The sequence below is a fragment of the Specibacter sp. RAF43 genome (genome assembly GCF_052114065.1).
In the GTDB taxonomy this organism is placed as follows: Bacteria; Actinomycetota; Actinomycetes; order Actinomycetales; family Micrococcaceae; genus Specibacter.
In genome coordinates this window covers 55,596-80,075 of sequence record NZ_JBFREA010000024.1, presented here as the reverse complement: position 1 = coordinate 80,075, position 24,480 = coordinate 55,596, and the positions used below count along the sequence as shown (strand labels likewise).

General features: G+C 68.0%; 18 protein-coding genes and 1 pseudogene. 8 read left to right on the top strand and 11 right to left on the bottom strand.

The features are described 5' to 3' along the window. Window positions 1-179: 179 nt before the first annotated feature. The 6 genes from AB4Y80_RS13410 to dinB all read right to left on the bottom strand — a co-directional run bounded on the left by AB4Y80_RS13410 (window position 180) and on the right by dinB (window position 6,774). A complete protein-coding gene (locus AB4Y80_RS13410) occupies window positions 180-2,024 on the bottom strand; it encodes a peptidoglycan D,D-transpeptidase FtsI family protein (RefSeq protein ID WP_442214752.1) in 1,845 nt (614 codons plus the stop codon). A gap of 62 nt (window positions 2,025-2,086) precedes the next feature. Further along, window positions 2,087-2,785: a hypothetical protein gene (locus AB4Y80_RS13405; RefSeq protein ID WP_442214750.1), complete on the bottom strand. Its 699-nt coding sequence runs from the start codon at window positions 2,783-2,785 to the stop codon at window positions 2,087-2,089. Beyond that, window positions 2,782-3,780: a 16S rRNA (cytosine(1402)-N(4))-methyltransferase RsmH gene (rsmH, locus tag AB4Y80_RS13400; protein ID WP_442214749.1), complete on the bottom strand. Its 999-nt coding sequence runs from the start codon at window positions 3,778-3,780 to the stop codon at window positions 2,782-2,784. The genes AB4Y80_RS13405 and rsmH overlap by 4 nt, the downstream gene beginning before the upstream one ends. Window positions 3,781-3,999: 219 nt before the next feature. Continuing rightward, entirely contained in the window at window positions 4,000-4,431 is a 432-nt protein-coding gene (gene mraZ / locus AB4Y80_RS13395) for a division/cell wall cluster transcriptional repressor MraZ (protein ID WP_442214747.1), read from the bottom strand. Between the two features lie 453 nt (window positions 4,432-4,884). Beyond that, window positions 4,885-5,250, bottom strand: a complete 366-nt coding sequence (locus AB4Y80_RS13390) for a DUF3040 domain-containing protein (protein WP_442214745.1) — start codon at window positions 5,248-5,250, stop codon at window positions 4,885-4,887. A gap of 258 nt (window positions 5,251-5,508) precedes the next feature. Further along, window positions 5,509-6,774 carry a DNA polymerase IV gene (gene dinB, locus AB4Y80_RS13385; protein WP_442214743.1) on the bottom strand — a complete coding sequence of 422 codons (1,266 nt, stop codon included), beginning with the start codon at window positions 6,772-6,774 and terminating at the stop codon, window positions 5,509-5,511. Between the two features lie 122 nt (window positions 6,775-6,896). Between dinB and AB4Y80_RS13380 the strand changes: the two genes are divergently transcribed. Next, entirely contained in the window at window positions 6,897-7,460 is a 564-nt protein-coding gene (locus tag AB4Y80_RS13380) for a hypothetical protein (RefSeq protein ID WP_442214739.1), read from the top strand. A gap of 47 nt (window positions 7,461-7,507) precedes the next feature. Continuing rightward, entirely contained in the window at window positions 7,508-8,620 is a 1,113-nt protein-coding gene (locus AB4Y80_RS13375; protein ID WP_442214736.1) for a polyprenyl synthetase family protein, read from the top strand. Window positions 8,621-8,719: 99 nt separating this feature from the next. On the opposite strand, the gene AB4Y80_RS13370 is transcribed toward AB4Y80_RS13375, so the two are convergent. Next, window positions 8,720-9,073, bottom strand: coding sequence for an Rv2175c family DNA-binding protein (locus AB4Y80_RS13370; protein ID WP_442214734.1), 354 nt, complete (start codon window positions 9,071-9,073; stop codon window positions 8,720-8,722). A 226-nt stretch (window positions 9,074-9,299) separates the two neighbouring features. Between AB4Y80_RS13370 and AB4Y80_RS13365 the strand changes: the two genes are divergently transcribed. Together AB4Y80_RS13365 and pknB are read left to right on the top strand one after the other, a co-directional pair. Further along, window positions 9,300-10,895, top strand: a complete 1,596-nt coding sequence (locus AB4Y80_RS13365; protein WP_442214732.1) for a LysM peptidoglycan-binding domain-containing protein — start codon at window positions 9,300-9,302, stop codon at window positions 10,893-10,895. Between the two features lie 79 nt (window positions 10,896-10,974). After that, window positions 10,975-13,062 carry a Stk1 family PASTA domain-containing Ser/Thr kinase gene (gene pknB, locus AB4Y80_RS13360; protein WP_442214731.1) on the top strand — a complete coding sequence of 696 codons (2,088 nt, stop codon included), beginning with the start codon at window positions 10,975-10,977 and terminating at the stop codon, window positions 13,060-13,062. Window positions 13,063-13,135: 73 nt separating this feature from the next. On the opposite strand, the gene AB4Y80_RS13355 is transcribed toward pknB, so the two are convergent. Further along, window positions 13,136-14,533, bottom strand: a complete 1,398-nt coding sequence (locus AB4Y80_RS13355; protein WP_442214730.1) for a class II 3-deoxy-7-phosphoheptulonate synthase — start codon at window positions 14,531-14,533, stop codon at window positions 13,136-13,138. Window positions 14,534-15,011: 478 nt separating this feature from the next. Continuing rightward, window positions 15,012-15,713 (bottom strand): annotated as a pseudogene (locus AB4Y80_RS13350) (lysophospholipid acyltransferase family protein); the annotation flags it as partial. 183 nt (window positions 15,714-15,896) lie between these two features. Here AB4Y80_RS13350 and AB4Y80_RS13345 point away from each other — a divergent pair. The 3 genes from AB4Y80_RS13345 (at window position 15,897) to AB4Y80_RS13335 (ending at window position 19,511) form a co-directional block, all read left to right on the top strand. Beyond that, window positions 15,897-16,646: an alpha/beta hydrolase gene (locus tag AB4Y80_RS13345; RefSeq protein WP_442214728.1), complete on the top strand. Its 750-nt coding sequence runs from the start codon at window positions 15,897-15,899 to the stop codon at window positions 16,644-16,646. Beyond that, window positions 16,636-17,259: a hypothetical protein gene (locus tag AB4Y80_RS13340; protein WP_442214726.1), complete on the top strand. Its 624-nt coding sequence runs from the start codon at window positions 16,636-16,638 to the stop codon at window positions 17,257-17,259. Before AB4Y80_RS13345 ends, AB4Y80_RS13340 begins: the two co-directional genes overlap by 11 nt. Before the next feature lie 191 nt (window positions 17,260-17,450). Further along, the gene (locus tag AB4Y80_RS13335; RefSeq protein WP_442214725.1) at window positions 17,451-19,511 is read left to right on the top strand and encodes a DUF222 domain-containing protein; all 2,061 of its coding nucleotides are present in this window, start codon (window positions 17,451-17,453) and stop codon (window positions 19,509-19,511) included. 78 nt (window positions 19,512-19,589) lie between these two features. Here the strand turns inward: AB4Y80_RS13335 and AB4Y80_RS13330 are convergent, their stop codons facing one another. After that, window positions 19,590-20,651, bottom strand: coding sequence for an ROK family glucokinase (locus AB4Y80_RS13330; protein WP_442214724.1), 1,062 nt, complete (start codon window positions 20,649-20,651; stop codon window positions 19,590-19,592). 222 nt (window positions 20,652-20,873) lie between these two features. Here AB4Y80_RS13330 and AB4Y80_RS13325 point away from each other — a divergent pair, with 222 nt between their 5' ends. After that, the gene (locus tag AB4Y80_RS13325; RefSeq protein WP_442214723.1) at window positions 20,874-22,685 is read left to right on the top strand and encodes an AMP-dependent synthetase/ligase; all 1,812 of its coding nucleotides are present in this window, start codon (window positions 20,874-20,876) and stop codon (window positions 22,683-22,685) included. Here AB4Y80_RS13325 and AB4Y80_RS13320 read toward each other — a convergent pair. Beyond that, entirely contained in the window at window positions 22,682-24,355 is a 1,674-nt protein-coding gene (locus tag AB4Y80_RS13320; RefSeq protein WP_442214721.1) for a MinD/ParA family ATP-binding protein, read from the bottom strand. The genes AB4Y80_RS13325 and AB4Y80_RS13320 overlap by 4 nt on opposite strands. Window positions 24,356-24,480: the final 125 nt, after the last annotated feature.

The following is a 24,480-nucleotide window of genomic DNA, read 5'->3' as shown; positions in this document are numbered from 1 at the left end:
GGACCTCGGGGCCGCCGGCCGGCCGGGCGGCCCCGGCCAGCTCGGCGATGCGCGCCAGCGCCACGGCGCGGTGGTGCCTGGGCCGCAGGGGCGGCTCGGACGGGAGGGTGGACGGGCGGGGGCCGGAGGATGGTTGGACCACTGAATCTTGATCTTTCATGAGAGGGAATGCCCGCCGGTCACTGGTAGTACTGCGGGAGCTTGACAACGGGGGTGGTGGAGGGCGGGACGTTGTAGGTGTGCAGGACCTGTCCCATGACGTCGTTGAAGGTGTAGCCCTGGGTCACTCCGTAGATGAGGCCCTGGGGGCGCTGGACGGTGATGGCCACCACGTATTGCGGATCGTCCATGGGCGCCATGCCGATGAATGAGGAGGTGTACCCGTCAAATCCCCGGCCGTTGTCCGCCGGCGACTCCGCGGTGCCGGTCTTCCCGCCCACCCGGTAGCCGGGGATCTTGACGTCCTTGGCGTCCGCGACGGTGGTGACGCTCTCGAGCATGTCGCGGGAGTCCTGTGCGGTCTTGGGACTGATCACCTTGATGCCGGGGGCCGCCTTGACGAGGTGTTCGGTGCCGTCCGGATCCACGAAGGCGTCGATGAGGCGCGGGGCCAGGCGCACGCCGTCGTTGGCGATGGTTTGGTAGATGAAGGCCGTCTGCAGCGGGGTCTGCGCCACGCCCTGGCCGAACAGGACGGTGTATTGCTGGCGCCCGTCCCACTTCCTCCAGTCCGCCAGGATGCCGGGGCTTTCCCCGGGCAGGGGTATGCCGGTCTTTTCCCCGATCCCGAACTTGCGCAGGTAGTCGTAGCGCTGCTCGGGCGTGAGCTTTTCCCCGGCCATGACGGTTCCGGTGTTCAGGGAGTCGCCGATGATGCCGGCCAGGGTGCGCTTCTCGACGCCGTGCGGGAAGGCGTCGCTGAAGTTCTGCCCGTCCACGGTGTAGGTGGGCGGCACCAGCACGTGGGTCATGGGGGTCATCAGGCCCTCTTCGATGACGGCCGCGGCCGTCATGATCTTATCCGTTGACCCCGGTTCGACGGCGGCCGTGACGGTCCGCGACCCCAGGTTCCTGGCGTCGGTCGCGCCGGGGTTGTTGGGGTCCGGGGCGTCGGTGTCGGCGAGGGCGATCAACCGGCCGGTCTTGGCCTCGATGATGGTGATGTTCACCCATTGGGCGTTGTACTGGGACTTTTGTTGTTGGGCCGCCTGCTGGGCGTAGTACTGGATGTCCTGGTCGATGGTGAGCTTCACGGTCTGGCCGTTCACCGAGGGGATGGTGCGCACGGGTGCCGTGGGGATGATGATGCCGTTCTTCCCGGCCTGGAAGGTGCGCGAGCCGTCCTTGCCGGTGAGCTTGTCATTCATGGTCTGTTCGATGCCGGAGAGGCCCTTGCCGTCCGAGCCCAGGAACCCGACCACCGTCCCGCCCACCTGGCCGATTGGGTAGACGCGCTTGGTGGTGGCCTGCGGGTAGATCCCCGGGATGCGCAGCGCGGAGACCTTGCCTTCAACCTCGGGGGTGACGTTGCGGGCAATGTAGTTGAAGTCCTTGCTCCCGGTGGCGGCCTTCTTGACGGCGGCAAAGGGCATGGACAGGGCCTTGGCCAGCTGCGCGAGGCCCTCGTCCCGGGTATAGACCACGGGCGTGGCCTGGTTCGCCTCGTAGTGCTTGAAGCTGGTTGCGGCCGTGTTGTTCAGCTGGGACACGGTGATGTCATACCGGACCACGCTCTCGGCCAGCACCCGGCCCTTGGCGTCGACGATCTTGCCGCGGACCGCCGGAAGCACCTGGACCACCGTGCGCTGGTGTTCGGCGGCCTCGGCCATCTTGCCCACGTCCAGGCCCTGGATCATGAACAGTTTGCCCGCGATGACGGCCAGGAAGGCGAGCATGACGACGAAGCCGATGCGCATCCGCTTGCGGCCGATCTTATTCAGTTGCAAGGAGTCGTTGAATCGCTGGTTGGTGTTTGAGTGCTGTGCAGGTGCATCGCGTGCAGCGTTTTTGGAGTCGTGTGCCACTGCGTTTCCTTGCCGTCTAGCCCTTTGGACGGGAATGGCGCGCCGTCCATATTCTTAAAACCTTAGCTGGTCTTCTGCGCCGGCGCCGGGATGGTGCCGCCGTTCAGATCAGGCGAGGGTACTTTGGGTGCCGGCCTCGAGGCGGGCTTTTGTGCCGCCTTCGCGGCATTTTTCTTCGCCTGCGGCACGCCGTCAAGGGCTGCCGGCCCGCCCGCATCGGCGGGGACGTCGGCCGCGACAGCGGGAGCCGGTGCGTCAATGGTGGCCGGCGGGATGGCCACCAGGGCCTTCGCGTCAGCCTTGGCCGGTTGCGGATTGCCGGACACCTTCTTGGTGCGGACGTCAATCTGGCCGGTTGTCCCCCCGGGCACCATGCCCATGGCCGCCGCCCGAGCCACCAGGTTCTGGGGCGCCTCCCTGGCGCCGAGGTCCTGTTCCAGTGACTGGTTGGAGAGTTGGAGCTCGCGCTGCTGGTTTTTCAGCGTCACGAGGTCGTATTGGCCCTGGGACACTGAGACGCTCATGATCAGCACCGCGGCCAGGGCTGCCACGAGCAGCAGGAACAAGGTCACCATCACCGGTGTCCCGCTTCGCCGCGGCGTGTTCACCACCAGCGACAAGGGCGTGCGGGGGCGCGCGGGCGTTTGCTCCGCGCGGTTGGCCGGGGCGCCGCGGAAGTCGAGGCCGGGCAGGTGCCCGGAGAGCGCCCTGGCCGTGTTGCCCACGACTGCGGCTTCGATGCGGGATGCTACCGGGCTCATGCGGCACTCCTGACTTTCACTTTTTCGACGGCTCGCAGCCGCGCGGAGGCGGCCCGCGGGTTTTCGGCTATTTCCTCGTCGGTGGGGCTTTCGGTTCCCTTGGTCAATCGCTTCAGCGTGGCCTTGTGCTCCTCCAGCTCCACGGGGAAGCCGGCCGGCGCGGAGGACCGTGAGCCGGCGGCAAAGACCGATTTGACGATCTTGTCCTCCAGCGAGTGGTAGGACATGACGACGCAGCGCCCGTGCAGGCCCAGGGCGTCCACGGCCGCCGGTATGGCCGCCTCCAGGACGTGGAGCTCCTCGTTGACCTCGATCCGCAGGGCCTGGAAGGTGCGCTTGGCCGGGTGTCCGCCGGTCCGGGCGGCACCGGCTGGAACCACGTTGCGGATGATGTCCACCAACTCGCCGGTGTGGGTCAGCGGCTTGCGGTCGCGGGCGGCCACAATGTGGTTGGCGATCCGCCCGGCGAACTTTTCCTCACCCCATTTGCGGATGATGCGCACCAGTTCCTCTTCCGAGTACGTGTTGAGCACGTCGGCGGCCGTTTGGCCGCGGCTGGTGTCCATGCGCATGTCCAGGGGTGCGTCAAAGGAGTAGGCGAAGCCGCGTTCGCGCTCATCGAGCTGCAGCGAGGAGACGCCCAGGTCCATCAGGATGCCGTCGACGGCCGGGATGCCCAGGTCCGCAAGGATGGCCGGGATCTCATCGTAGACGGCGTGGACCAGATCGATGCGGTCGGCAAACGGGGCCAGCCGCTCCCCGGCCAGTCCCAGGGCCTCGGTGTCCCGGTCGATGCCGATCAGGCGGAGGTCCTCGAAGCGCTGAAGCATCGCCTCGCTGTGCCCGCCCATGCCCAGCGTCGCGTCGATGGCCACGGGCCGGCGCCCCGCCAGCCGGGCCGCCTCGAAGGCGGGGGCCAAAAGGTTGATGCAGCGGTCCTTCAGAACGGGGGTATGGCGGGCGGAGGTTGGTGGCGTGGGATTCTCCGACGTCATCACGCCTCCTGATCTAGTTGGTCTGGCCTTGAATGTTCCTTGAGCGGCGCCCACACGGTGGAGCCGCCAAAAGATCTTAAACCAGATCCCCCTCCGCGCCGGGCAATGTCCCGCCTGGCTCCGGGGAAGGTGAGCCAGGATTGACAGTGCTGGGCGGCTGGAGATCTCATCCAAGATCACCGGTCCGCACACCAATGGTTGAACCGTTGGTGGAAAGTCTCAGGTAATGCCGGGGATGCCGTCCTCGTCGGTTTCCGAGAACGCCTGTTCCCTGGCGGCCAGGTAATCGTGCCAAGCCGTGGCATCCCAGATCTCCGCGCGGCTGCCGGCACCGATAACCACCAGCTCGCGTTCAAGACCTGCATATGCCCGGAGTGTGGCCGGGATGGTCACACGCCCTTGCTTGTCCGGGACTTCGTCGGAAGCTCCCGAGAGAAAGATTCGAATGTAGTCCCGCGCTTGCCGGTTGGAGATTGGCGCCCCCTCCATCTGCGCATGGACCTTTTCAAATTCCCGTGCACTAAAGACGTAGATGCAGTTTTCCTGGCCCTTGGTCAGGACCAATCCGCTGGCCAGTTCCTCCCGGAACTTGGCGGGAAGGATGATCCGGCCCTTCTCATCAAGGCGTGGCGAGTGTGTTCCGAGAAACATCCCCCACCCCCCTCAATGTCGAGTCCCTGGATCACCACGTCACCATTTCCCTCTTCCGGGCTCCACATTACTCCACAATCCTCCACCGTCAACGACGCGGCACGCCGTATCGTCCGCGTGTCGCCGTGCAATTCCGCGTGGATGCAGGGAAGGCGGCGGGGAAGCCGCGGTGGAGGGAAATTTCCAGCCGGACCCGGTTGAGGAATGGGCAGGGCCGCGTCCCGTTCGAGGGCCGCGAGGGCCGCCGGCACCTGCAGTCGTGGGGCCAGGGGGCGTTAAACACAAAAAGGCCCGCATTGCGGGCCCTCCGCGGGCTGGCATTGGGCTGGCCTTGGGCTCAAGGGACTTCCTGACGCGTCGAGCGGCACACGGATACGTCACCGGGCCGCCAGCGGCGGGGAGGGAAGTGGTGTTGGCGGAGTTGCTTCCCCGCGGCGCCTTATGGTTCCCGGCTTATTGTTCCCGGCGTCGCTCTTCCCAACGCTCTTCGAGACTGTTCATGAAGCCGCTCTTTTGCTTGCCGGAGGACTTCGGGCCCGCCGTGCGGCGTGTCCCGAACTTCGGCAGTGAAATCGCAATGTAAACGCCGCCGCCCATGACCAAAAATCCCAGGACCCCGACAACGATCAGGTGCGAGGCGACACCGCCGAGCAGGATCATGATGCCGGCAATCATCACCAACACGCCAATGACAATGTGCCGGGTGGATAGTGATCGAGCCGGATCCGACGCCAGGGTGTTTGCGAACTTGGGATCCTCTGCATGCAGCTGCTGCTCCAGCTGGTCAAGCAGTCTTTGCTCGTGTTCCGAGAGGGGCATGACGACCTCCTTCAGGTCAGGGCCATGGGCGTCTTGACTCGTTAACGTCCACCGCGCCCCATTTAGTTCCCGGGGACCGGGTCCGTTGTGCGGGGACCATTCCACGGGGCAAAACCAAGTGCGGAGCCGTTGGCGAGAGAACTCCTAGTACTAACAATAGGCTTGATTTCACGGAACTGAAACCCACATGAGGGTACCTGTGAGGCAACACTCAAAGCCCCCGAAAATAGCGCCCGCGGCGCAGCCCGACTCCCCGGCCTAGCGGCTTTCCGAGTCGCCGTCCCCGGACCGCGGGGCGACACCGGCCCCGGGCCCGCCCGGGCGCAGCAGCCTGGCCGGGACGATTTTGGCCGCCCCGAACCGGGCCGCGATGGCATCGCCCACCACCTCGGCGCTGCGCTCATTTTCATCCCGCCGGTCCAGGCTCAGCTGCGCCGGCGCCACCGTGATCGACTCCAGCTGTTCCACGCGGATTCCGATGAGCCGCACGCTCAGGGGTCGCGGTCCCAATGCGCGCAGCAGCGCCACCGCGCCGGCATAGATTTGCCCGGCGCTGTCGATTCCGGCCCCCATGGTCTTGGAGCGGTTGATCGTGGTGAAGTCGGCATACTTGATCTTCAGCGCCAGTGTCCGCCCGGCCAGCTGTCCCGCCCTCAGCCTGCCGGCCACGCGGTGGGCAAGGCGCAGCAGCTCGCGGGTGAGCACGTCGTCGTCGAACGTGTCCTGGGCAAAGGTCTCTTCGGCGCCAATGCTCTTCTCCGTCCGCACGGCGGTCACGGGACGCGGGTCGATCCCCCAGGAGAGGTCGTGCAGGGCGCGGCCGCCGGCGCCGAGCGTTTTCGCAAGTACGGCAACGGGCGTGGCGGCCACGTCGGCCACCGTGTGGATGCCCAGTCGCGCCAGCACCTCCAGCGTCTTGGCGCCCACGCCCCACAGCGCCTGCACCGGCAGGGTGTGCAGGTATTCCACGGTCCGGTCCGCTTCGATGAGCAGCATGCCGTTGGGCTTGCACCGGGTGGAGGCGATCTTGGCCACGAACTTGGTCGAGGCAATGCCCACGGACGCGGTGATGCCCAGATCGCGCTCCACGGTGCGGCGCACGAGCGCCCCGATCTCCAGCGGCGTCCCGAGGCGCCGCAGTGCCCCGGCGACGTCCAGGAAGGCCTCGTCCACGCTGAGGGGCTCCACCACGTCGGTGATCGAGTTGAACAGCTGCATGACCGCCCCGGACACCTCATAGTAAAGGTGGTGGCGCGGGGTGATGATGGCGGCGGTGGGGCACATCCGGATGGCCGACACCATGGGCATGGCCGAGCGGACGCCGTAGGCGCGGGCCTCATAGGACGCCGACAACACCACCGAGCGTCCCTCCGGGAAGCCGACGATGACCGGGCGCCCCACCAGTTCCGGGCGCTCGCGCAGTTCAACGGCGACGAAGAACGCGTCCATGTCCACGTGCAGGATGGTGCAGCCGCGCTGGTCCGGCTCCTGACCCGGGGGCGGTTGTCTGGCTTGCTGTTCCACGCCACCAGTCTAGTTTCGTCCGGCGCCCGCCGGCCCCAATGGTGGGGCGGGGGTGCCGACGGCCGGCCATGGGTAAACTGGAGGGGATCCAATGCCCGCAAACGGCAGCTAAGGAACTCGTGATGGCCGGCTCCCGTATTCGAAATGCGCTCTCTTTCCGCTCCCCGCTGACCCGTCTGTCGGGCGTGGCCGCCGTCTCCGCGGTGGTGGCCCTGGCCGGCTGCTCCGGCGCCCCGGCCACTCCGGGCGGCACCGGCCCGGCCGGCTCCGGGACCGGCGCATCGCAGGGCTCCCCATCGGCGCCGCCGTCCTCCGGTTCCGCCGGCGCCACGTCCTCGGCGGAGTCCACGGTCAAGGCGCTCGTGGCCGGCTTCCCGGTCAAGCTCATCCCGCTGATGGGCGGCGCCGTCATCGGCCAATCAACGCTGGAACGCGGAACGCCCATCTCGAAGGCGGGCGTCACCTTTGACGTGTCCGCCAAGACGGCGGACGTCATGGCCTACTATGCCAAGGTCTTCACCGGCCAGTCATTTACGGCGCTGCCCGGCACGGAGGTGGCAGGGGTGCCGACGAAGACCTTTGTGCGCGCCAATGGGCGGGAAAGCGTGGTGGTTTCCGCGGTCCAGTCCGGGCCCACCTCCACCGTGACCGTCGGTGCCACCGTCCTGGCCGCCTCACTGAAGTAACGCCCGCCCACCACACTCGAAAGAATCCCATCTTGGAGCTTCCCCGCATGTCACAGTCCCCCGCGCAGCTTTCGGCCCCCGCAGACTCCGCCGCATCCGAGCGGGAATTCTTCATCGCCGCCGTCGCGGACCGGCTGGCGGACTTCCTGGCCGGCAAGCACGCCATGCTGGCGGAAATCTCCCCGGACACCCTCGTCTTGATTGACTCGATCAAGGCCCTGGTCACCGGCGGCAAGCGGATGCGGGCCCTGCTGTGCTACTGGGGGTGGCGCGGCGCCGGCGGCGCCCCCGATTCCCCCGAGATCATCATGGCCGGTGCCGCCCTTGAACTCTTCCAGGCGGCCGCGCTCATCCACGACGACATCATCGACAGATCCGACACCCGGCGCGGCGGCCCCAGCGTGCACCGCCAATTCGGCACGCTGCACCGGAGCAACGGCTGGGCCCTGGACGAGGAACGCTTTGGTTACGCGGCCGCAATCCTGACCGGCGATCTGTGCTTGTCCTTCAGCGAGGAAATGTTCGCTGCCATCGGTGCGGGCGCCGGCAGCCGGGCCCGGGCCGTTTTCAACATCATGCGCGCGGAGGTGATGGCCGGGCAGTACCTGGACATCCTCGAAGAGGTTTCCGGCCCCACCAAGCCGCACCAAACCGCCGTCGACCGGGCCTCGGCCATCATCCGTTACAAGAGCGCAAAATACTCCTCCGAACATCCGCTGGTGCTGGGGGGCGCCCTGGCCGGTGGTACCACGGAGCTGCTGGCCGGCTACAGTGCCTTTGCGCTGCCGCTGGGCGAGGCGTTTCAATTGCGCGACGACGTCCTGGGCGTGTTTGGGGACCCGGAAGAAACCGGAAAGCCCGCGGGCGACGACCTGAGGGAGGGCAAGCGCACCGTATTGGTTGGGCTGACCATCGACGCCGCCCAGGGCGCCGACCGGGACTTTGTGGACACGCATCTGGGCCGGGCGGATCTGGGCGAGGCGGAAATTGCCCGGCTGTGCGCCATTATGGTTGACTCACGGGCCCTGGCCCGGACCGAGGAAATGATTTCCGACTTGAGCGGCACGGCATTTGCCGCCCTGGCCGATTTGCCCATCCCGGCCTCCGTTTCGGCGGCTTTGCTGGCGCTGGGCCGGGCCGCCGTTTCAAGAACGTCCTAAATCCATTTCCCGCTCCCTGAGGCGGGATTGGACTTTTAAAGCAAGTCCCCGCCGCGGCATGGGCCGGGCGGGGATTTTAGTGTTCCCAGAAAGGGCGTATTACCAGCCCAAGGCCTGGGCGCGGCGGCGGATTTCCGTTTTGCGGCCTTCGCGCAGTGCGTCAATCGGGCGTCCCGGGAGGGACTCGTCCGGGGTAAAGAGCCAAACGATTGCTTCCTCGTCGCTAAACCCGGCGTCATGGAGCACGGAGATGGTCCCCCGCAGGCTCTCCAGGATATGGTCCTCGGCGAAGAATTCGGCGGGGACGGCGCGGATGTCCCGCTCCCCCACCCGGGCGGCCAGCAAGGAACCGTCCTTGACCAGGGCATGGACTTTGGTCACCGAGATCTCCAGCTTTTCCGCGACATCCGGCAGGGGCAACCATTCACTGACTACTTTTTCGACTCTACTCACGGGTTAAAKGTTCCCACATGCCGGGCCCGCGCGCATACCGGCGCCGGCATGGGCATTTGGGAAAAAGGCCGAAGCGAACGCATCCCGCCCCAAAAACACTGCATTAACAGCATTCGCCATGAAAAAGACTTGTTCCGCGCGGAAACTAGTGTAAATTCACAATAGTCACATTGGTAACATCGTCACCAATGGCATCATTCGTTCCGGCAACACAGAGGACAGCTTCATGACTTCCCAACGCCCCGTTCGGTCCGCGTCGGCCGCCAGCAAGCAATTGGCCGTGGTGGCAACGGCCGCCATTCCCGTGGTCATGCTGTCATCGCTGGCCCTGGCGCAACCTGCCGCGGCGGCCCCGGCCGGTCCCACCGTGATGCCCGCCGCCCTCCTTCAGGGCGGGCTCGCCGCCGCCGTGAAGGCCGCGCCCACGACGCCGCGCATCCCGGCAGCGGTGATCGCCGGCTCCGTGCCAACGGGCATCTCCCCGATCCGTGTCGCGCCGGCCACCACGCATGTGGTGGTCCCCGGGGACACCGTCTCCGGCATTTCGGCCCGCTATGGACTGTCCACCGAATCCGTGCTGCGGCTGAATAAGCTGGGCCCGGCCACCATCATTTACCCCGGCCAGCGGCTCAAGCTGTCCGGCGTGGCCTCGGCCCCGTCGCACTCCGCCAAGGCCGCGGCCAAGCCCGCCCCGGCGAAGGCGAGCCAGGGCACGTCGGCGAGCTACGTCGTCGTGGGTGGGGACACCGTCAGCGGCATCGCCGCCCGGCACGGCCTGAGCACCGCCGCCGTCCTGGCCGCCAACGGCCTGAACAACTCCTCCATCATCTACCCCGGCCAAAAGCTCAAGCTGGCCGGCGCCACCGCCGCACCGGCAAAGGCCCCCGCCACGGCCGTGGCCAAGCCCGCCGCGGCAAAGGCGAGCCCGTCGGGGAGCTACGTCGTCGTGGGTGGGGACACCGTCAGCGGCATCGCCGCCCGGCACGGCCTGAGCACCGCCGCCGTCCTGGCCGCCAACGGCCTGAACAACTCCTCCATCATCTACCCCGGCCAGAAGCTCAAGTTGGCCGGCGCCACCGCCGCACCGGCAAAGGCCGCCGCCACGGCCGTGGCCAAGCCCGCCGCGGCGAAGGCGAGCCCGTCGGGGAGCTACGTCATCGTTGCCGGCGACACCCTCTCCGGCATCGCCGCCAAGCACCACGTGGGCTTGTCGGCACTGGCGAAGGCCAACGGCATCGGCGTCAACGGCACCATCTATGCCGGGCGCACGCTGACCATTCCAGGCATCTCGGCGGCCTCCAGCAGCGTGGAGAAGATCACCGCACCGGCCGGCCAGCTCGTGCCCAGCACCTTCCTGCACTACACGTACCCGGCCGCCGTCGTGGCCGACGCCAACAAGAACAAGGCGTTGTTGCTGGCGGCACCGGTCCCCACGCGGGCGCAGATGAAGGAAATGGTGGCCAGGACGGCCGCCAGCATGGGCGTGGACCCTGCCCTGGCCCTGGCGTTCGCGCAGCAGGAATCCGGCTTCGACCAGCGGGCCGTCTCCCCCGCCAACGCGATCGGCACCATGCAGGTCATCCCGGCGGCCGGCGAATGGGCCTCCGACCTGGTCGGCCGCAAGCTCAACCTGCTCCAGCCGCAGGACAACGTCACGGCCGGCGTCGCCATCATCCGGGCGTTGCTGCGCGGCGCCAAGAACGAGGACCTGGCCATCGCCGGGTACTACCAGGGGCAGACCTCCGTGGCCATGTACGGCATGTTTGAGGACACCAAGAACTACGTGGCGGGCATCAAGGCCAACCGGAATTTGTTCCGCTAAACCGCGTCACGGCAAGGAAGAGGGGCCCCGGCGGGTGTTGCTGGCGGCCCCTTTTCGTTTGACCGAATAGGATTGAGGGGTGCAAGACGTGGCTCATGACCCCCTGCTGGGGTCCACAGTAGACGATCGCTACCTGGTCCTTTCCAAGGTGGCGCGCGGCGGCATGTCCACCGTGTACCTGGCCAAGGACCTGCGCCTGAACCGCAATATTGCGCTGAAGATCCTGCACCAGCACTTGTCCACGGACACCGCATTCCTGGAGCGGCTCCAACGCGAGGCGTGGAGCGCGGCAAGCTTGTCGCACCCGCACGTGGTGCAGATCCACGACCACGGGATCGGCCCCGCCCACGCGTACCTGGTCCTGGAATACATCGACGGCCACACGCTGCGGGACGTGATCAACAGCCACGGCCCGCTCAGCCCCCGGCAGGCCCTGGACTATCTGGACCCCATCGTGGAGGGACTGGCCGCGGCCCATGCCGCCGGGCTGGTGCATCGGGACGTCAAGCCGGAAAACGTGCTGATCTCCCGCACCGGCTGGGTGAAGATCGGCGACTTTGGCCTGGCCCGGGCGGTCACGACAACAACCAATACCGGAACGCTGCTGGGCACCGTGGGATACATCGCCCCCGAATTGGTGAACGGCGACGGCGGCGACGCCCGCACCGACATCTACTCCGCCGGCATCATGCTCTACGAGCTCTTGACCGGAGTGCAGCCATTTACGGGCCACGTGCCCATCGCCGTGGCCATGGCCCACGTGCGCGACGACGTCCCGTCGCCGTCTGCCGTCCTGCCCGGCCTGCCGCCGGAGATGGACGAACTGGTGCGGTACATGACCGAGAAGGACCCGGACAACCGGCCCGCGAACGGTGCCGCGCTGCTGGAGGACCTCCGCCACATCCGCAACACGCTCAGCCCGGCGGACCTTGACTACACGTACCAGCCCCCCGGGGCCCTCCCCGACGGCCCCGACGATGATGACGGTGAGGGGGCTGACGGGCCGGACTGGGCCGACGACAACGCCACCAGCGTGATCGCGGCCGACGCCACCTCCGTCATCCCGACACACAGCCACCCCACCAGCGTCATCCCGGCCCGCAGCCGGCTCTACGTTGAGGACCCCGCACCAGCGGGGACGGGCTTCACCGATGAAATCCCCCAGGCGGACTTCGATGCCTCGGGCGCCCGGGCCTCCAAGCGGGAAACCCGGGCGGCGGCCAAGGCCAGGGCCCGGGCAGCGGCCCGGCCCACCAAGTCACTGGGACCCAAGCATCCGCGGCGCCGCGCCTTGGCGTGGGTGGTCCTGGTGCTGATGCTGGCCGTGCTCGGTGCCGTGGCCGGCTGGTTCCTGGTGCTTGGTCCGGGCGCGCTGGCCACCGTGCCGGACGTCCACAACAAGACGGTGGCCCAGGCCCAGGCGTTGTTGCACGAGTTCGGCTTCGATTCAACCCAGACCTCGGATGTTTTTAATGAAAGCGTCCCGCAAGGCCTGGTGGTGATCAGCGACCCCGGCCCGGGCGCCCAACAGCGCCGATTTCTCGGCGTGACGCTGCAAGTCTCCAAGGGCCCCGTGCTCTATCCCGTCCCCACCCTGACCGGCCTGCAACTTGACGCGGCGAAGAAGATGCTGGCGGACGGCCATCTGGCGACCGGCGGCGTCACCGGGACGTACAACGAAAAGGCGGCGGCCGGCGTCGTGCTGGGACAGGATCCCGTGGCCGGCACGCAATTTCGGGGAAACACGAAGGTCAACCTGACCGTTTCCAAGGGCCCCAAGCCCATCCCGGTGCCGGCTCTGGTGGGAAAGACGGCGGCCGACGCCGAGGCCGCACTGAAGAATCTTGGTCTCGTCGCCGTCGTGGCGCCGGAGCAGGTGAACAGCGCCAGGGTCCCGGCGGGGTCGGTCGCCGCGCAATCACCGGACTCCGGGAACCTAACGGCCGGCGGCAAGGTTTCCCTGACCATTTCCAAGGGGCCAAAGCTGGTCATGGTCCCCGACGTGGTCGGCAAGCAGGCCGGTGCGGCGAAGGCCCAGCTTGAGGCCCTGGGGTTCAAGGTCAAGGTGGAAAACCTGCTCGGTGGTTTCTTTGGCACCGTCCGCTTCCAGAGCCCGCAGGGCGTCGAGGCCCCCGAGGGCAGCACGGTCACGCTTCAGGTCATCTAACGGAATTCAGGGCGACTGATGACGGAAGGGGTGCGACGTATTCGTCGCACCCCTTCCGTCATTAGGCTGGGCCCTACTTGGTCTGGCTGAGCGCGCCCGCCACGAGGAACGCCATCTCCAGCGACTGCTTGTGGTTCAAGCGGGGGTCGCACACGGACTCGTACCCGGTCAGGAAGGCATCCTGGTCGATGGGGTCGGCGCCGCCGAGGCATTCGGCCACGTCGTCGCCGGTCATCTCCACGTGCAGGCCGCCGGGGAACGTGCCCAGGGACTGGTGGACCTGGAAGAAGCCGCGGACCTCGTCGATGACGTCGTCAAAGTTGCGGGTCTTGTAGCCGTTCGGGGACGTGACGGTGTTGCCGTGCATGGGGTCGGTCACCCACAGCACCTGCGCACCGGAGGCGGTGACCCGCTCGACCAACGTCGGCAGCTTCTCGCGGATGTTGGAGGCACCCATGCGGGTGATGAACGTCAGGCGACCCGGCTCCCGGTTCGGATCCAGCTTCTCGATCAGGCGCAGCGCGTCATCCGGGGAAGTGGTGGGGCCGAGCTTGACGCCGATCGGGTTGCGGACGCGGGAGAGGAAGTCCACGTGGGCCTGGTCGAGGTCGCGGGTCCGCTCCCCGATCCACAGGAAATGGGCGGACGTGTCATAGGGCAGGCCGGTGCGGGAGTCGATGCGGGTCAGCGCGCGTTCGTAGTCCAGCAGCAGGGCCTCGTGGCTGGCAAAGAACTCCACGGTCTTCAGGGCCTCGAAGTCGGCGCCACAGGACGCCATGAACTTGATGGCCCGGTCGATGTCCTTGGCCAACTTTTCATAGCGACCGTGGGCCGGGTTGGCCGTGAAGCCGCGGTTCCATTCGTGGACCAGGCGCAGGTCGGCGAAGCCGCCCTGCGTAAAGGCGCGGATCAGGTTCAGCGTGGACGCGGAGGTGTGGTACGCCTTGAGCATTCGCGCGGCGTCGTGCCGGCGGGACTCCGGCGTGAAGTCATAGCCGTTGACAATGTCGCCGCGGTACGCCGGCAGGGTGACACCGTCGCGGGTCTCATCGTTGGAGGAACGCGGCTTGGCGAACTGCCCGGCCATGCGCCCCATCTTGATGACCGGCAGCTGGGCGCCATAGGTGAGGACCACGGCCATCTGCAAAATGGTCTTGACGCGGGCGCTGATCTTATCGGCCGTGGCGGCCTCAAAGGTTTCGGCGCAGTCCCCGCCCTGCAGCAGGAAAGCCTTGCCCTGGGCTGCCTGGGCCAGGCGGGAGCGGAGCACGTCCACTTCACCGGCAAACACCAGCGGCGGCAGCGTCGAGAGTTCCTTGACGCTCGAGGCAAAAACATCGGGGTCGACCCAGGAGGGCTGCTGGGCGATCGGCAAGTCGCGCCAGTCGTCAAGTCCGGGGTATACCGCGGCACCGGGAACGGAAATGCCGGCGACGGGGACATCCGTTGAAGGAGAAGTTAGGTCAGTCACGCAATAAGCCTAGCCCCGGAAAGCGCATGGCGCCGAACCAGTCCGGTTCATGAGATGGGCCGTGGCCGTCCAACCCCGCCGCATGCCCGGCAACCGGCGGCAACTAGTGGCAACGGCCGGCCCGACGGCGGGACACGGTCTCCCGGGCGACCCCACCGGCCGTCGCGGCCAAGGGGCGGAAGGGCGGTTCCGGCGGTGTCTACTGTGCGTCCGGGTGGCCGGTGCCCGCCGCACCGTCGTCGGCCGCGTCATCCCTGTCGGCCGCGGACGCGTCACCGGCGGAAGCGTTAGCCGCCTCGCCGGCCGGACCTTTTTCGGCGGCGGCGTCCGGTGCCGGCTCGACCACCGGAGGGCGGGGCTCCGCGGCCGCGCCGATGACGGTGACGGTACCCGGGGCGATCGTGGTGTCCGGGTCGACCCGGACGACCCGGACGACCTGGGCGGCCTTCTTCCCGGCATCCGGGGACTTTGCGGCCGACTTGCCCGCCTTTTCGGCCTTTTCGGCCGCAATCTTGTCCTTGACCGTGGTGGCGTAGGAGTCGACGTATTCCTGGCCGGAGAGGCGCATGAGTTCATACATGATCTCGTCGGTGACCGAGCGCTGGACAAAGCGGTCGTCCTGGAGCCCCTGGTAGCGGCTGAAGTCCATGGGTTCACCAAAAATGATGCCCAGGCGGCGGATGTTCGGGAGGCGGCGGCCGATTGGCTGTACCTTGTCGGTGCCGATCATCGCCACGGGGATCACGGGGACGTTGGCGGTCAGGACCAGTTTTGCCACGCCCACCTTGCCACGGTACAGCCGGCCGTCCGGGCTGCGGGTTCCCTCGGGGTAGATGCCCAGCAGGCCGCCGTCCTTGAGCACGTCAATCCCCGTTTGCAGGGAATTGGCGGAGGCCGCCCCTCCGGCGCGGTCCATGGGCAGCTGGTTTGTCACCTTGAAAAACAGGGCGATCAGCCGGCCCTTGAGGCCGCGGCCGGTGAAGTACTCAATCTTGGCCAGGAAGATCACCGGCCGCGGCACCATCAGCGGCATGAAGATCGAGTCCGAAAAGGACAGGTGATTGCTGGCCAGCACGGCCGGACCCTCCAGGGGGATGTTGTCCAGGCCCTTGGTCCAGGGACGGAACAAGATCTTCAAAACCGGCCCCAGGAAGATTTTTTTGAGCACCCAATAAATCACGGTCAAGTTCCTCTCTGGTGCCACCGGTTGCAGCCAAGCCTGGACGTGCGGATCCCCCGCGGGCGTCGTATCAACAGTAGTCTAGTGAGACACACGTCATGGGGGGACACGACGCCTGCCGCGGCAGTCCGCGGCAGGCTTTCATGGTGGCACGCAGCATCGGCGCAAACATAGGGAGGGCCCATGGCCTTGGCAGAAGCTTTCCGCGCGCCGGGGCATGGCGGCCTGGCGCGGGTTGGCGTGGCGGTCTGCCACGGGTTCACCGGCTCCCCCGTGAGCATGCGCTCCTGGTCGGAGTACCTGGCCGCCGAGGGATACGCCGTGAACATGCCGCTGCTGGCCGGGCACGGCACCACCTGGCAGGACCTCTCACGGACCCCGTGGGAACACTGGTACCGGGATTTCGAGGCCGCGTACCTGGAGCTGAGCGCCCGGTGCGACGCCGTATTCGTCGCCGGCCTGTCCATGGGCGGCGCGCTGGCGCTCCGGGTGGCGGCCCGACACCCGGTGGCGGGCATCGCCGTCGTCAATCCCGGCCTTACCTTCAACGACAACCGGGCGAAGTATGCCGGTCTCCTCAAATACGTGCTCCGGAGCGTGCCGGCCATTGGTGACGACATCAAGTTGCCTGGGGTCTCCGAGGAGGCTTACACGCGCACGCCGGTGGCGGCCGCGCATGAGCTCGCCAAGCTCTTCACCAATACCGTGGCACTGCTCCCCCAGATCACGGCCCCCGTCCTGCTGTTTCGCTCCACGGTGGACCATGTGGTACCGGATTCGAGCGTTGCGGTGATCCGGGCGAATATCGGGTCCGCGGATCTTCAGGTGGTGCCCCTGGAAAACAGCTACCATGTAGCCACCATGGACAATGACGCGGCACTGATTTTTTCCCAATCCAGCAATTTCTTCCGAAGGCATGCAGGTGTCCTCTAACCCCGGCCAGGACCAGCCCGCCACGGGCGGCAACAACGACGACGATGCGGTCTGGCTGGACCTCGTGGCCCGGCTCCAGGAACCGTCGGACGAGTTCCTCGAGTCGTCGCAGGACCCCGACGCATCAGCGCCGGGCAGCGGCTTGACCCCGGAGGGCACGGGTCCGGCGGGCACGTCTCCGGCGGGCAGGACTTCCGATGGCACGCCGACCGGCGACGCCGCTGCCGGGCAGCGTGCGGAATTTATCGACTTTGACCCGCTGGGTGTGTGGCGAAACCAGGCGGAGCCGGCACCCGCGGAGCCCCCATCCGGGCAGGGTTTTGACGATCAGTCCTTCGGCGGCCCCCGCGACTACGCTGGCGACGATGACGAGGACTCGTTTGTCCCGGCGGAGCCGCCCAGCCTCTCCGCCGCGGAGCCGGCCGTGCTGCTGGCGTGGATTGGTGCCGCAGGCGGTCCCATCTTCCTGGTTCTAGCTGCTATCTTTTGGCGCGGAATACCGCTGTTGGGCGTGATTGCCGTGGTGCTCGCCTTCCTGGTGGGGACCGGCTACCTGCTGTACCGGCTGCCCGCCAACCGGGACCACGACGACGGCGACGGCGCCGTCGTCTAGCTATGTTGGCCACGTACAACTAGCCGCGACGCCCGCGGCGTCAGCCGACGGGCGGTCGCCGCTGGGCGGCATGCCGAGTCCCTGGCCCTGTCACGTAGGGGACGTGGAGCCGGGCGCGTATAGAACATATGTTTGTACACAATCCTGAACTATCCATTGACACCGTTTTTGTGTTCTACGATAATGGTGGTATGAGCACCCCGGCCAATGATCCCGGAACCCCGGGCGGGAACGCCACCGAGCACGTGGCGGCGATCCTTACCGCACGGGCCGCCCTKCCCCCCATTGAGCCCTTCACCGCCGACGCCCCGGCCCTGGCGGGACTGCCGGCGTTCACCCCCGTCCCGGCCCCCGTGCCGGAACCGGCCTCCCGGGCCTCCGTGGCCCGGGGCGTCTACGACGCGGCCATCACCGCCCTGGCCGCGCTCAAGCGGCTCGAGGACGCGACCGCCGCCACCAAGGCCGCCCTGGTGGAYCGGCTGCTGGGCGCCGCCGCCGTGGAGGCCGCCGCCCTGGCCCTGGACCCCTGGCAGRCCGGGAAGGCCGAGGCCTCCGCGAAGGCCGAACTGGCCCTGACCCTGGCCATCCCGGCCCGCACCGCCGCCGCCCTGGCCGACCGGGCCCGGGAGCTGATCCAAGACCACCCGGGAGCCCGGGCCGCCCTGGCCGCCGGGGAGCTCTCCTGGCGGCACGCGGTGACGATCCTCGAGGAAACCGCCACCCTCACCGASACRCCCGCCASCACCRCCGCGGACCGCCAGGTCTTCGAGGCCCGGCTGCTGCGCCTGGCCCCGGGCACCACGGCCGCCGTGTTCGCCGCCCAGGCCCGGCGCCTGCGCGAGGGCACCCACCCCGAAACCCTGCCCGCACGCACCCGCCGCGCCTACCTGACACGAGACATGACCCTGGAACCGGGCCACGACGGCATGTCCTGGCTGACCCTGCACCTGCCCGCCCCCGCCGCCGAGGGCATCTGGGTCCACTGCACCCGCACCGCCCGCAGCCTGCAGGGCGCCCACGAAAACCGCACCCTGACCCAACTGCGCCTCGACACCGCCACCACCCTCCTGCTCGGCCACCACCCCCTCAGCACGACCGCGACCACGCCCGCCGGTGACGCGGCCAAGGACCGGTCCGGCACCACCGGTAATGCCGGCGGTGGCAGGACCGCCCCCACGGCCGGAAATGCCGCCGGCACGGTCAGCGTGCTGGCCGGAACCGCCGGCGGGACGGTCACCGTGGTGGACGGGGAGCCGCCGTGGGCCCACACCGGTGCCCGCCGCGCCGGTGACGCCGGCGAGGCTACCCCCGCCACCGTCGCCACGGCCGGTCCCGCCGCTGCCGCCAGTGCCGCCCGTGCTGACCGGTCCGGCGGTGATGACCGGGCGGGGGCGCCGATCGCCGGTGTGCTCTGCGGGGACGGGTCAGGTTATGTTGACGGGCTCGTGGACGGGATCCCGGAAGAGCCCCTGCGCGAGTACCTGGAGCAGCTGGAGAAGGTCCGGGCCGGGATGGCCGTCACCGAGCCGCCGCTGCCGGCCGCCCAGATCCTGGTCACCGTCCCGCTGCTGGCCCTGGTCGGAGCCACGAACCAGCCCGCCGAACTGGCCGGCTACGGGCCCATCCCGGAAACCCTCGCCCGCACGCTCCTGGCCAACGCCGCAACCTTCCTGCGCGTGGCCACCGACCCCCTCACCGACGAACCACTGAACCTGGCCCCCACCCGCTACCGGCTCCGGGCAGCGGACCGGGCCCTGCTGCGGGCAATGGCCGGCAGCTGCTACTGGCCCAACTGCACCAACCCCGTCCTGGATACCGAAACCGACCACCTCACCGCCTGGGAACACGGCGGTCGATCCACCCCCGCCAACCAACGCCCGGCCTGCACCCTCCACCACGCCCTGCGCCACTTCAAGGACGACAAGGACCGCCACGGCCGCCCCCGCCGCCAGAAGGACCCCGCCCGGGCCGGCATCAAGCTCCGCGGCTGGACACCCCGCCTCACCCCCGACGGACGAGTCGGCTGGAAAGCCCCCTCCGGCCGCTACCATCCCCCCGCCCCCCGGGACACCCCGCCACCGGCCTACCCCAAACCGGTCAAAAAATACCTCACCAACGCCCTCAACCACCCCCAAGCCCAAAGCCACCAACGGGCCGCCACGCCGCCGGCACTGACCACCCCGGCACTGACCACCCCGCCCAGCTACCTCGAAGAACTCCTCATCGACTACCAGCCACCCCACACAGCCTGACCCACCCGAAGAGCCAGCGGCCGCCCCTCAAGGCGGCCCGGCAGCCCGGCGGCGCAGCGCAAGTCCTAAGCACAAGTCCTAGTAGCCGCGTTCTGACGTCTTGCGCCCGCGCCGCACGCCGAGCCGTTTGGGTTGCCTGACCCGGGAAAGGTCGGCGGCCCCGATCAGCCCGGCGGAGGGGCCAAGTTCCGCCCCGACGATGCGCGCCTCCGTCCGGAAGCCGCGTCCGGTCAGGTTCTTGGCATAGGCGCGCTTGGCGGGTTCGAGCAGGAGATCGCCGGCCTCGGAGAGCCCTCCGCCGATGACAAACAGGGCGGGATCCAAGGCCGCGGCGAGGTTGGCGATGCCCAGCCCCAGCCAGTCCCCCACCTCCTCCACCAGCTCCCGCGACGTCGGTTCGCCGCGCAGCGCCAGTTCGGTGACGAGAGATCCGGTGATGTCTTTGGCCCGGCCGTGGACGGCAGCAAGCAGCTCGGCGGCCATGGGTGACTTGGCCCGGGCCAGCTCCCGCGCCTCACGGCCCAGGGCATTGCCCGACGCATACTGCTCCCAGCAGCCACGGTTGCCGCATTCGCAGCGGTGCCCGCCGGGCATGATGATCTGGTGGCCAAACTCACCGGCCAGCCCGAAACTACCACGCTCGACGCGGCCGTCCATCACAATGGCCCCGCCGATCCCCGTGCCCAGGGTCAGGCAGACCAGGCGGTCGTGACCGCGACCGGCACCAAACCGCCATTCGGCCCAGCCGGCGGCATCGGCGTCGTTGGCCAGGGTCACCGGACGGCCCAGCAGGCTTTCGAGGTTCTTGCGCAACGGCTCATGCCGCCAGGCCAGGTGCGGGCTGAACATGACCGTGCCGGAGTCCAGGTCCATCCAGCCGGCCGCCCCGATGCCCACGCTGCGGATATCATGCCGGCCGCCAAGTTCCCTCACCAACTCCACGATCACCGCCTCGACGGCGCGCGCGTCGCGCCCGGGGGTCTCGCGCCGCAGTTCCTCCCGCAGAGCGCCCGTCCCGTCCACGACACCGGCGGCAACCTTGGTGCCGCCGATGTCGATGCCCAACGCCAATTCACTGCCCACCGCCGCCCGGCCGGGAAATCTAAGCGTGGGTCTGAAGACGGGGCGTGCTCGCTGCATGGTCCGAGTCTAGCCAGCGGCCGGAGCACCCCGCCCACCGCACGGGGAACCGCATTGAATGCGTGACCCAAACAACATAATGTTACCAACGGGTAACATGCGGTGTGGTTCGGGCGCCCGGGCCGCATGGGACATGCCGAATGCGGCAGCCATGCCGGATAATGACCGGGCCCGATAGAGTAGGGCCAAGCCACAGTGGACACACATATCGAAGGAGCTAGTGTGCGAGAGATTACCGTTCCGGCCGAGGTCATCAGTCCACGGACCATGAATACCACGGACTTCGTGCTGCGGCAGTCCAAGATGGCCTCAAATCCGGCCCTCTTTTCCCGCCGCAACGCCGACAACGTGTGGGTCGACGTCACCGCCAGGGAGTTCCACGCCGATGTGAGTGCCGTGGCCAAGGGGCTGATTGCCGCCGGCATCAATGTCGGTGACCGCGTGGGCATCATGGCCCGCACCCGCTACGAGTGGACCCTCGTGGACTTCGCCATCTGGTTTGCCGGCGCCGTGTCCGTGCCGATCTACGAAACGTCCTCACCGTCGCAGGTGGCATGGAACCTGGGCGACTCGAACGCCGTCGCGGTCATTGCCGAGACCGCCAACCACGAGAACGTTATCCGCCAGGCCGCCCACGCCGAGGATCTCACCGCGCTGGCCAATATCTGGCAGATGGACGGCAGCGGCCTGGATGCCCTCCGCGAGGCCGGCAAGGACATCCCCGACGACGTCCTGGAAGTCCGGCGCACCTCGAACGGGCTGGACGATGTCGCCACGATCATTTACACCTCCGGCACCACGGGCCGGCCCAAGGGCTGCATGCTCACGCACCACAACTTCGTGGAGTTGAGCGAAAACGCGGTGGCCGTCCTGGGTCAGGACGTCATCCCGCCGGGTTCCCAGACCATCATGTTCCTGCCCCTGGCGCACGTCTTCGCCCGTTACATCTCGGTGCTGGCCATCGCCGCCGGCGCCAAGGTGGGCCACACCCCGGACATCAAGCACCTGCTTGCGGACTTGCAAAGCTTTCAGCCGACATTCATCCTGGCCGTGCCGCGCGTGTTTGAAAAGGTCTACAACTCGGCCGCTCTCAAGGCCGAGGGCGAGGGCAAGGGCAAGATCTTTGCGATCGCCGTGCAAACCGCCATTGATTTCTCCCGCGCCAGCCAGGATGGCCGGGTGTCGCTGCTGCTCAAGGCAAAGCACGCGCTGTTCGACAAGCTGGTCTACAGCAAACTCCGCGCGGCCATGGGCGGGCGCGTCCGTCACGCCGTGTCCGGCGGCGGCCCCCTGGGCGAGCGCCTGGGCCACTTCTTCCAGGGCATTGGGCTGCAGATCCTCGAGGGCTACGGCCTGACCGAGACCACGGCCCCCATCACGGTCAACCGGCCCGAGCGCATCAAGATCGGCACCGTCGGCGCCCCGCTGCCGGGCAACGCCGTGAAGATTGCCGACGACGGCGAGATCCTCGCCAAGGGCGTGTGCGTCATGAAGGGCTACTTTGGCCGCGACGACCTCACCGAAGAAACGTTTGTGGACGGCTGGTTCCGCACCGGCGACATCGGTGAGCTCGACGACCAAGGGTTCCTGACGATCACCGGGCGCAAGAAGGAAATCATCGTCACCGCCGGCGGCAAGAACGTGGTGCCCGCGCTGCTCGAAGACCAGATCCGGGCCGACGCCATCGTGTCCCAGTGCCTTGTCATCGGCGAGAACCGGCCATTCATCGGCGCGATCGTCACCATCGACGAGGAGGCGCTGCCGCAGTGGGGCAAGCATCACGGCCTGCCGGCGGGCATCACCGTGGCCCAGGCGGCCGTGCACCCGGCCGTCCTGGCCGCCGTCCAAAGCGTGGTGGACAAGGCCAACTCGAGCGTTTCGCACGCCGAATCCATCAAGGCGTTCCGGATCGTGGACACCGACTTCACGGAGTCCTCCGGCCACCTGACCCCCTCCATGAAGGTCAAGCGGGCGCAGGTCCTGAAGGACTTTGAAGCAGTGGTCGAGGACATCTACCTGTCCAAGAAGCCCTAACCGCGCTGCAACTCCGTCACGACCAGGGCCGCCAGCTCCTTGACGGCGGCCCTGGTTGCCGGCCGCAGCTTGTCCAGGTCCACGCGCGAACCCTCCGCCAGGTGCTTGTCATAAGGGATCCGCAAAACGTTGCTGACCCGCGACTTGAAGTGGCTTTCGATCTGGCCGATGTCCACCTGGGTCGTCCCGCCGGACATGTTGATCACCACGATGGCGTTCGCCACCAGGTCGTGCCGCCCATGCGCCTCGAGCCAGGACAGCGTCTCGGAGGCGAGCCGCGCCTCGTCAACGCTGCCGCCGGAAACCAGCACCACGGCGTCGGCCTTCTCCAGCGTGCCTTTCATGACCGAGTGCACCATGCCGGTGCCGGAATCGGTCAGCACAATTGAGTAGTACTTGCCCAGGATGTCCGTGACCGCCCGGTAGTCGGAGTCGTCAAAGGCCTGGGCGACCGTGGGGTCCGTGTCCGAGGCCAGCACGTCCAGCCGCGACCCGTCCCGGGAGACGTAGTCGGAGAGCTGCGAGAACGTGGTGACGGTGAAGCGGTCCTTGACCAGGTTGCGGGCCGTGTAGTCGGCGCGGCCCGGCGAACGGTCGGACAGGGTTCCGCGGTCCGGGTTGGCGTCCATGGCGATGACCCGGTCCTCGCGGGTCTCCGCCAACACCATGCCCAGCAGCGTGGTGACGGTGGTCTTGCCGACGCCGCCCTTGCGGGAGAGCACCGGCACATAGCGGGTCTGGTTGCCCAGGCGCGAGGCGATGAGATTCTCCTGGGCGCGCTCCAGCCGGACCCTGTCCGAATCACCGACGTTTACGGCGCCCAGCGTCAACGCGTACAGCCATCGGCGCCAGCCGCCAACGGGCGGGGCGGCCACCTTGGAGAGCAGCCGGTCGCTGGTCAGTGCGGCGGCCGGCTCCGGGCCGTCCTCACGCTGGCGGCGGGGGCTGCCGCCCGGCGCGCCCGGGGAATGGGCCGTGGACGGCTCCCACGCGGGCGCTCCCGGTGCCTGCGCCGGGGCCGACGGCATGTACGACGCCGGGGCTGCCGCCGGCTCGGGTGCTGTCTGCTCGAATGCCGTCTGCTCCGGCGCCTGGCCGGCACTGTGTCGGACAGCGCTGTGCTCGCCGGAATGCGGCGCTAAGTCTTGGGGGGCAGGCGCCGGCGGGGCGGCCGGCGGCGGATCCTGAGGGACGGGCGCCGGCGGGGCGGCCGTCGGCGCTAAATCCTGAGGGGCGGGCGCCGGCGGGACATTATGCAGGGCGGCGGCCGGCGATTCGGGGATGGCGGCAGGAGCGGTCGGCTCGATGGCCTGGACCGCGCCGGTGAAGGCGGGATCCGTGGACGGGGTCAACAGGTCCAGGGCGTCCGGGTCTTCGCCGGCGTTAGGCACGGGACCGGAGGTGATGGTCACCTTGGTCGCAACGTCGTCGGACGTGGCAAGATCGCCGGTGCCGGGTTCGGCCGCCTCGGAATCAAGAACGGCTGAATCTGGCTCGGGACCCCCGGGGCGGACGGTATCAACGCCGGCCTCCACACCCGCGTCCACGGCCTCTGTGCCCGCGTCCACGGCCGTCTCGGGGCCCGCAGCGGCATCCGGTGCTATTTCCGTCCCGGCATCGAGCCCGGCATCCGGCCCAGCGGGCGTGCCGGGCATTGTCGACTTGCTCATCTTCTTCGCCATATCTCCACCGTCAAATGCCGCCGCGGCCGGAAACGGTGTTTTCCGGCCGCGGAAGCGGTTATTTGACTTTCAGTGTAACCCAGCCCCGCGACACCGCCGCAGGGTAAATCGTG